The sequence below is a fragment of the Flavobacterium cryophilum genome (genome assembly GCF_048286555.1).
Classification (GTDB): domain Bacteria; phylum Bacteroidota; class Bacteroidia; order Flavobacteriales; family Flavobacteriaceae; genus Flavobacterium.
The window spans coordinates 1-8,500 of the sequence record NZ_JBLVPZ010000019.1 but is presented as its reverse complement, the minus strand read 5'-3'; the positions used below and the strand labels follow the sequence as shown (position 1 = coordinate 8,500).

The following is an 8,500-nucleotide window of genomic DNA, read 5'->3' as shown; positions in this document are numbered from 1 at the left end:
AACAGAAAAAGAAGGCATTCCGCCTTAGATTACAAAACAATAGAAGAATTCTGGAAACAGAAAAATAATTTTAAAAATGTTGCTTAACTAATACTGCGGGTTTTATTTGCATATCCACTCAAAGAATATTATGAAAGAAAAAAAGCAGAGGGTAAGAATGCTATGCTGGTTTTAAACAATGTAAAATGCAAAATTATTGGTCGGGTCTTTTCAGTAATTAACAGGCAAACCCCATACATAAATACATATAAATTTGCCTGCTAATTTTTAAAATATCGCTTGTTTTTTATCATAGAATGCGCTATCGAACTCGAAGATATATCCGAGGGATCTGGGTATTCATAATTAAAAAAGTAATGGATTGAAAAGAATACCGATACTCAATATTTGAAAAAAATAAAAAAAAATATTATAAATAATAGTAAAATACACTTAAAAGTGTATTTTTGTTTAAAAAAAGGGAATAAAGTGAATGTATTTATTCTAGAAATATGGGATGATGAAGGAGTAAAGCGCACTTTTTACACCGTTAAATAGATGAAATCATCCTCTAAAAATTCCAAATTATGAGAAGCAAAGTAGCCCAAAGAATTTTAGCAGAAACACCCGAAGAAACAAAAATTTTCACAAGGTTATACGCTGATATTGTAGTACGCGTACATCAGCTATTAAAGGAAAAAGGATTTAGCCAAAAGGATTTAGCTGATAAATTAGCAAAAAGACCTTCGGAAGTGAATAAATGGTTGGTGGGAGAACATAATTTTACTTTGCGTTCCCTTGCAAAATTAGAAGCGGAATTGGGTGATACCATTATCCATGTGCCTCATAGAAAGCCTGTGTCTACTTATATAGGTGGTAAAAGATATATTACTGTATACAAGAATGCACATGTAACTACCAGAGATGTAACGTATACTAATGTGTGGAAAAAATCTAAAACTAAATCAAAAACACCATTAGCAAATGTCAGCTAATATTTTACAACCAGAGAAAATAGAAATTGTAGATTTCAAAATCATTAAAGGACAAATCAACAGCCCATTTGATTTTGAAAATGAAAAAGTAGCCGGTCATACTTTCAATGTTGATTTCGAGTTAGGATTTAATCTTGAAGACAAATTGGTTAAAGCTGATTTTTCTGTACATGTCGAGACTAAAAGTGATGAAGACACCACTGAAGAAGCAGTTGGGAATTTCAGTTTTGTCTATGTTTTTTATGTAGATAATATCGAGGAACTTACCACTCTGAAAAAAGATGAAACCATTACTATTCATCCCGCTTTGGGAAACGCATTGGCTTCTATAACGTATTCAACTTCAAGAGGGATTTTAATGACCCGTTTTCAAGGAACAGTATTAAGCGATTTTATTCTACCCGTTATTAATCCTAATGATTTGTTAGAAAAAGGAAGTAAATAAAATTCAAAATAGAAAGTATAATTTGTCCCATTTATTGTAAATATTTGGGACATTTTTTTTATTAAAAAAGGATCTTAGGGAGTGAAGACAAAGCGACCATAATATGATTACAGAAAGGCTTCTCGATACGATTTTAAATAGTAAAGCTATCGCATTACTGTTTAAAATCACTCGAAGTGACGGTAATGCGTTAACGATAAATCTAGTGTGTTTCCGAGCGATCAGGTACGAGGTCGGGAGATTTCACAGAGCTGGGGTATATCCTTTTAAATAATTTGTTGGGTTTGCTTTTGCTAGTGAGATTGCTTCGTTCCTCGCACGGACTTTGATTGTGGATTTGTATTGCTTGCTCTTCGTTAGGCACAGTTTGCAAAACTATGCTAATGATTGTGTCAATCCGTTGGACGAGTATTGAAGAACAGATATTCTTATACTATTTTTATATTAAAAATATTACAAAAATTACTTATATTTACTAAAAAAATCAAATATGAAAAAAATTATTCTTCTGCTATTGTTATTACCAATGATTGTACTTGCTCAAAAAATTAAGACCAAGAAGGATAAAGTTCTGGTCGATGAAAAGGAAGTAGCGATATTAAACGATAAAATTTCCAGCCAATACGAATTGTCGGATTTGAATAATGTAAAACAGTTTACAGTTGAATATAAAGCCATGGCGGTAGGACAAACAATTATGAATCAATGGTTTACTATTACTTCAGCAGATGGAACTAAAACAACTGAAATTCCCTATGATGTATTAATTACTTCATTCAGTCCAACAAAAATCATTCTGCATTTACTTTCCGTAAAATATGGCTTGTTTGATTCTAATGGATTTAATCAGAATAAAATAACTGAGTTTTTTGCAACACAAAGAGAGAGTATTTCAGATAAAGCTTTTAAATCAAAAGTTGATGTTTTAGAATCAAGAAAAGAAAAACAAGAGAAAATTTCCCGTTATAACCCTTATGTGAAAAATGATGGAACTGTTATGTTTGGTGGTACAGCTGGAACGTCTATAGTGGGTAGAGTAATAGGTTCTGGTTATACACCAATGAGTTCAAGTAATTTTGCAAACGTTTATGATTTAGACAATAATAAAGTTGCAACTGCACAAATAAAAGGAAATCTTGATAATGATATAGAGGTTACTTTATACACTGATAGTAAATTTACCTATCAGTCGACCAGTCATTTTTCAGGGATAGATAATGTGGTTTTTTTTAAAGAATTAATAGGAGAACTAGTTTATCGTGATATTACTTTAGAGCATCAAGCAAAAGTATATAACGCCAATTTATTAAAAGAAAAGATTCGTATCGCAAAAGAAAGAAGTGTGAATGTATATAACGTAAAAGGGTATGCAATTGATGATAAGGGTGTGAAATATGAGGGAACATTGACAGCCCCATTTGAAAAATTAGATATTAATCAAACAGGAAATACCGAAGTTATTGATGCAATTGATAAATATGGAAAATTTGTCACGGTTAAGTATCTCAATGAAAAAGGAAAAGAAAGAATAGTCACTTTAGCTGCAAAAGACAATACTGTTTTTTATGTAAAAAATGCAGATGGCTCCGAAACTTGTTATAGGGGAATGAAAGTTAAAGGTGATGTGATGAAAAAACTTTCAAACGCAATGTCATTAGGTTTTAATAACGCTTATTTTTATAGGGTAGTCTTTTCAGAAAAAGACAATTCACTTTTGGTTGATCCAGTTGAAAAAGAGCGATATGTACTAAAGATTAAAAATCAAGAATCAGGGCAAATGATTGATAAACGAAATAATAAAAATATTTCAATTGAACTGGCAGAGTATCTAAGTTCATGCAAAGATTTATCCAATGAAATTAAGAAAGAAGTATTTGATTTAAAAATTGAGGAAAACCTTATCAATATTGTAAAAGAATATAATGAATGCAAATACTCCAATTAAAGTATAAAAGACAAACCTCGTTTATCAATCTAAACGAGGTTTTTTTTATAGTTTTTAAGACTTTATTTTTAAGAAAGATTGTGCAGTCAATGCTTATTGGCTGGCTTTGAGTTGTAATGCGTTTTATATTTTAAAAACATCCAGTCTTTGTATCCAAAAGATTTCTGATTCTACAAATGTAAGTTTGGTCTTGATTATTCGATCCGTTTTATCTCTGGGATTTTTAGTAACAAATCTCGCCTTGGATTTATCGAAATCCAACGTATATTTTGCATCAAAATCTTCTTGTTTGTTGGAAGAGAAAGTAATAACGTTGTCTTTCGCAGTCCATTTTCCTTTTCCGTATTTATTTACTTCAGGTGGAAACCCGTTTTTAATTTTAGAATACGAATGAAACACGAATGTTCCATCTTGTTGTAAGGTCAATTTATATTCAATTAAATGATCTCCTTCTTTGCTAAAAGTGCGATTGTAATCACCGGCAAATGGATTCGATTGCGCGAAAATTGTAAGGCTGAACAAAAAAAGTAAGGTGGTAAATAGTACTTTCATCGGTTTGGTTTTTAAATGTGTTAATGCTTTTCGAATTTACTGTGCTAGTGAAAACAATCGTATTCCGATAACGCGGCTTTGCAATCTGTGACCACAAAGATTACTGTTTCTCCTAAAAGGGTCAGTTCATATTCGACTTTTAAAGGACGTTCATCGTAAGTGATTTTCGTTAGAATACCATGATTTATTAACTGATTTTGTTGTGTATCCAAAACCCTTCGAGATGCTTTATGCATTTTTCGCTGCAGTTCTACTGAACGCTTTATTCCTGAATAAATACACTAAATTAAGCTAATTTTCCATTTCCCATTACTTATCGCCATAAATAAATGCAGCCCACAAAGAGACTGGTGTCTTTTTTTTGTACATCACAAATTAATTTAAATATCAAATATAGGCTATATAAATGTAATTCTGAATATAGCTAAATTTAGACGTACTTGTATGTTTTAGTAGCTATCGTTAATTTTGCATTATAAAAATTAAAATATTATGAAACATAAGTTATTTGGAACAAGCACAGGTCTATATTCTAGCGAGATTATATTAGGAACAGCCAATTTTGGAACTAGAATGGGTTACGGAACAAATCCCGAAGAAGCCAAGGAAATATTAACTGCTTATGCAGATGCAGGAGGGAATTTTATAGATACATCCGATCAATACCAACTTGGCGAATCCGAAGAGGTGGTAGGTAAATTTATTGAAAATCAACGCAATAACTTTATTATCTGTACCAAATACACACGAAGTAGTGAAGCAGATCCAAAAATCAGTAATTTTGGAAATCATCGAAAAGCTATGCGGCAAGCAATAGAATCAAGCTTGAAACGACTTAAGACAGATTACATTGATATTTACATGCCGCATTTTGATGATGGCGTAACGCCACTTGATGAAATTGTTAGAGGCTTGGAAGATTTGGTAAATAGCGGAAAAGTTTTATATACAGGTTTAGCAAACTTCCCTGCTTGGAAAGCGGCCACTGTCGCCAGTTCAACAAAATTAACTGCGATTCAGATTGAATATAACTTATTACAGCGTACTGCAGATCGTGAATTTATACCTATGGCTGCACAATTTGGTTTAGGTACAATGACCTATTCACCGTTAGCAGGTGGCTTGCTGACAGGAAAGTACAGAAAAGGTGAAACTGGACGCATAACTCTTACTTCAACTTCTGGTTACCAAGAAAATGAAAATACAAAAACAATTCTGGATCAACTTTTTATCATTGCAGAAGAACTTGATGCTACTCCTGGCCAAGTTGCCTTAGCTTGGGTTTTATCGAAAGGGGCCTTTCCAATAGTTGGAGCACGTACAATTCATCATTTTAATGAGGGACTAAAAGCGACATCTATTCAACTAACTGCTGATCATATTATAAAACTAGATGAGCTAAGCGCCGTTTCTTTAGGTTATCCACATGATTTGTTAGCAACCATTAGAGGTTAGCTCTCAGTTGAAAATATAGCTTTCAAGTAAATGAGTATTTATTGTTTTAAGTGCTTTATTCTGCTTTTGTTAAATTTACAAAGTCAATTTTTACAGTGATTTAAGTGTAAATGAGAAGGTTGGATGAAAAGTTGGAGATAACTTTCATGTAATCTCTACAATATGTAAACCCACGGTTATTTATCCGAATTATGTAGCATGACGTTATTTTTACCATTTATAATACTGTGCTAGATTGTGGGCACAAAATGCAATTCTGCGCTAACGATTGTGAATATCCGAGCGATCGGGCGAAGTAATTCTGCGCTGACGACTGTGGATATCCGAGCGATCGGCATCTTTTTTTGCTGTTGACATTCATCTCTATTTTTGCACAACCATTGCTGTGACATTGTAAGTTGTGAAAGTTGTGAAACTTATTTTTTTTGATAAAAAAAATGGGTCCGAAAAATCAAACCCATTTTACATCATAGATTGAAACTATAAACGATTGTTTCAAATCAGTAAACTTTGTATCCGTTACAAATGCTGGATTTGTTAAGAAACTTTTTTTACTATTTGGCTAATTTGATTTTGTTTAAAGTAAAAGTCAAATTTGAAATATCAGCTGTAACCTCATTTATTCTTGAGTTTGTAAAATATAAGTAGTTGTTATATATACTAAATGTATCTGCCCACTTTATCATATCACCTTCTACCAAAGTGTGAATACTGCCATCTGGTTTTCGATACTGGATTTTATTGTTTTCTAAATCGGCAAAATATAAATTGCCGTTGTCATCAAATAACATGCCGTCCGGTGCGGCAGTTTTTGCCTCAAGTCGAACGCTTTCTTCCATGCTTTTTTCATCTTCAGAGTCAAGCATATTTGTTGCAATTGAATAGAGGCTGTATCCTGTAAGGGCATGAAAATAAAGTCGGTCGTTTACAGTGTCCAGTGCTATTCCATCAGAATGTATTGTATTTTGCCATTTTTTGTCTCCAAATGTCAAAAAGCCTTGTTCGGCAGCTGTTGATTTATGGTTGTCTAAAACTCTTCTGAAACGACCGGATTTAATGTCTATGATGACAATACCAGAGTTTCCTGAGTCAGTAAGATAGATTTTTTGAGTTTTTTTATCTATCCTAAGATCGTTGATATAAGAATCAGGGTGGTAGCTGTTTTTATCTAGAACATAGGTTTTAACTAATTTATCAGTTGTTAGATCAAAAACAAAAAGACGAGGCGCATCCAGTACATTTTCGAATAATTGACTTCTGGTGTCTAAAACATACAATTGGTTTTCAAAGGCAACTACTGATTGCACTCCAACAAATTTATTGGCCACAACTGGCTGTCCAATCTCCCAAGAATTCCAATTTTCATCCGGATAGCTTTCTTGAACGGTAGTATTTGTTATTTCCACGACGGAATCATCAACTCCTTTTCTCCATCTCGGAAAGTTTACAAAAATTCGCCCGGCATCAGTAAGTGTAACTCCGGTAACTTGTTGCCCTTTGAACGCAGCAACTTCTGACACTTGATTTGCTGTGCTGTCAACTTGTTGATTTTTAACTTCGGCTGCTTTTTTGCTAGTTGCTTCTTTACAAGAAATAAATAATGTAACTATTGAAAATATTATAAGGATCTTTTTCATTTTAGATGGTTTTATTTGTGGGCGATTGCATTGAGTCATTGCGAGGAACGAAGCAATGCCATTCAGATTATTTGCTGCTCGTTGTGTACACAGTCTGCAAAAATACGGCAATGATTTTAGACATCGAAGTGATCGGGTTTATTTCCGAGCAACTTGTTTAAGTCATTGCGAGGAACGAAGCAATCCCATGCAGTTTGTCTATTATTTTATTTGCTTCCGTTGTGGGCACAGTTTGCAAAACTGCGCTAACCATTATGCATATCAGAGCGATCGGGTTATTTTTTAATTATTTTGTTCGGAAGGTTATATCTTTGGTTTTTCAAAATTGCTATAATCGCATTTGAAATTTCAAAAACTTTTCCATTATAATTATTATCTAATAGAATAACTGTAAACTTTTCATCAATATCTGAAACTAAAATAGCTTCATGATTTCCAGCTCTTCCATCGTGTAAATGCTCTATTAAATTTTCGTTTTTAAATTTTGCTTGCCCCAATGCTGATTGAGTTTCTGGCAAATTAAATTGTTGTCCTATTTCATAAAGTGATTTTTTACTAACTACTTTATCATTGTGAAGACAATTTGCCCATTTTAATAAATCAATAGTTGTCAAGTAAGTTCCTCCTGTTATTGGTAAATCTGTTTTGTCTGGAACTAAATTATTATTAAATCCTTTGGCTATATTTTCTTCGCCTTTTAAAGGAGTCAATTCAGCCGAATCCATTTTACAAGGCTTGAAAATGAATTTTTCTGCATATGCTTTAAAAGGCATTTTGGTTAATCGTTCAACAATAAATTGTCTTAAAAATATATTGTTGTTATTATAATCGTAATCTGTACCAGACTTAAAATCAAGGGTATCAATGAGTATTAAACCATCATAAAGATCTTTGTCATTTTTAATACTTTTCCAATTTACATTAGGTATTCCACTTGTGTATTGTAATAAATCTTTAATTTCAACTTCATTTGCCCATTTTGGTAATTCGGGAATAAATTTAGAAACCTTATCGTTCAGTTGCAGTTTACCTTGTTCTTTTAACTGCATTAAAGCAACCGCACTGAATTCCTTTGTTATTGAGCCAATATTAAATCTGTAGTCAGTGGTTAATTTATTAGTTTTAGTGGCATCTGTAAATCCAAATGATGCGTTATATATTATTTTATTATTTTTTGAAACAAGTACATTTCCGTTAAAAATTCCAATCTGATTTGACCATTTCATTAAAGAGTCAATTTGTTTTATTTGTTTAGTTTGAGCAAAAACAATATTTGTCAAAAGTAATAGAACTATGAAATGTAAGGATAGTAGTTTAATATATTGCATAATTTGATTTGCTATTGTCTGTGTGGTTTTTAGGTTAACTGTCGTCTAACGTCAGTCTGTGAAAAAACTTCCGTTTATTTCTTTCAAATATAACACTTAATGTAAAATAAAAGGAAGAAAAGTTGTATATTTAATGATGCAACACATCACAGGAATACCGCGCA

Annotated in this window: 8 protein-coding genes; 4 read left to right on the top strand and 4 right to left on the bottom strand. The window is 32.4% G+C overall.

Going from position 1 to position 8,500, the window contains the following annotated elements:
* Positions 1 to 566 precede the first annotated feature (566 nt).
* The 3 genes from ACNQGJ_RS16705 to ACNQGJ_RS16695 all read left to right on the top strand — a co-directional run bounded on the left by ACNQGJ_RS16705 (position 567) and on the right by ACNQGJ_RS16695 (position 3,364).
* Positions 567 to 974, top strand: coding sequence for a helix-turn-helix domain-containing protein (locus ACNQGJ_RS16705; RefSeq protein WP_417975083.1), 408 nt, complete (start codon positions 567 to 569; stop codon positions 972 to 974).
* Complete coding sequence (locus ACNQGJ_RS16700; RefSeq protein ID WP_417975081.1) at positions 964 to 1,419, top strand: hypothetical protein; 456 nt, start codon at positions 964 to 966, stop codon at positions 1,417 to 1,419. The genes ACNQGJ_RS16705 and ACNQGJ_RS16700 overlap by 11 nt, the downstream gene beginning before the upstream one ends.
* Before the next feature lie 490 nt (positions 1,420 to 1,909).
* Complete coding sequence (locus ACNQGJ_RS16695) at positions 1,910 to 3,364, top strand: hypothetical protein (RefSeq protein ID WP_417975079.1); 1,455 nt, start codon at positions 1,910 to 1,912, stop codon at positions 3,362 to 3,364.
* A gap of 123 nt (positions 3,365 to 3,487) precedes the next feature.
* Here ACNQGJ_RS16695 and ACNQGJ_RS16690 read toward each other — a convergent pair whose 3' ends face one another.
* The gene (locus ACNQGJ_RS16690; protein WP_417975077.1) at positions 3,488 to 3,916 is read right to left on the bottom strand and encodes a copper resistance protein NlpE N-terminal domain-containing protein; all 429 of its coding nucleotides are present in this window, start codon (positions 3,914 to 3,916) and stop codon (positions 3,488 to 3,490) included.
* 44 nt (positions 3,917 to 3,960) lie between these two features.
* Positions 3,961 to 4,182 (bottom strand): winged helix-turn-helix transcriptional regulator, encoded by a 222-nt coding sequence (locus tag ACNQGJ_RS16685; protein WP_417975085.1) that lies wholly within the window; start codon positions 4,180 to 4,182, stop codon positions 3,961 to 3,963.
* Between the two features lie 226 nt (positions 4,183 to 4,408).
* On the opposite strand from ACNQGJ_RS16685, the gene ACNQGJ_RS16680 reads away from it, so the two are divergent.
* On the top strand, positions 4,409 to 5,371 hold the full coding sequence (locus tag ACNQGJ_RS16680; protein WP_417975075.1) for an aldo/keto reductase: 963 nt from the start codon (positions 4,409 to 4,411) through the stop codon (positions 5,369 to 5,371).
* A gap of 554 nt (positions 5,372 to 5,925) precedes the next feature.
* On the opposite strand, the gene ACNQGJ_RS16675 is transcribed toward ACNQGJ_RS16680, so the two are convergent.
* Both ACNQGJ_RS16675 and ACNQGJ_RS16670 read right to left on the bottom strand, forming a co-directional pair.
* Entirely contained in the window at positions 5,926 to 7,008 is a 1,083-nt protein-coding gene (locus ACNQGJ_RS16675) for an L-dopachrome tautomerase-related protein (RefSeq protein ID WP_417975073.1), read from the bottom strand.
* A gap of 275 nt (positions 7,009 to 7,283) precedes the next feature.
* On the bottom strand, positions 7,284 to 8,336 hold the full coding sequence (locus ACNQGJ_RS16670) for a serine hydrolase domain-containing protein (RefSeq protein WP_417980398.1): 1,053 nt from the start codon (positions 8,334 to 8,336) through the stop codon (positions 7,284 to 7,286).
* Positions 8,337 to 8,500: the final 164 nt, after the last annotated feature.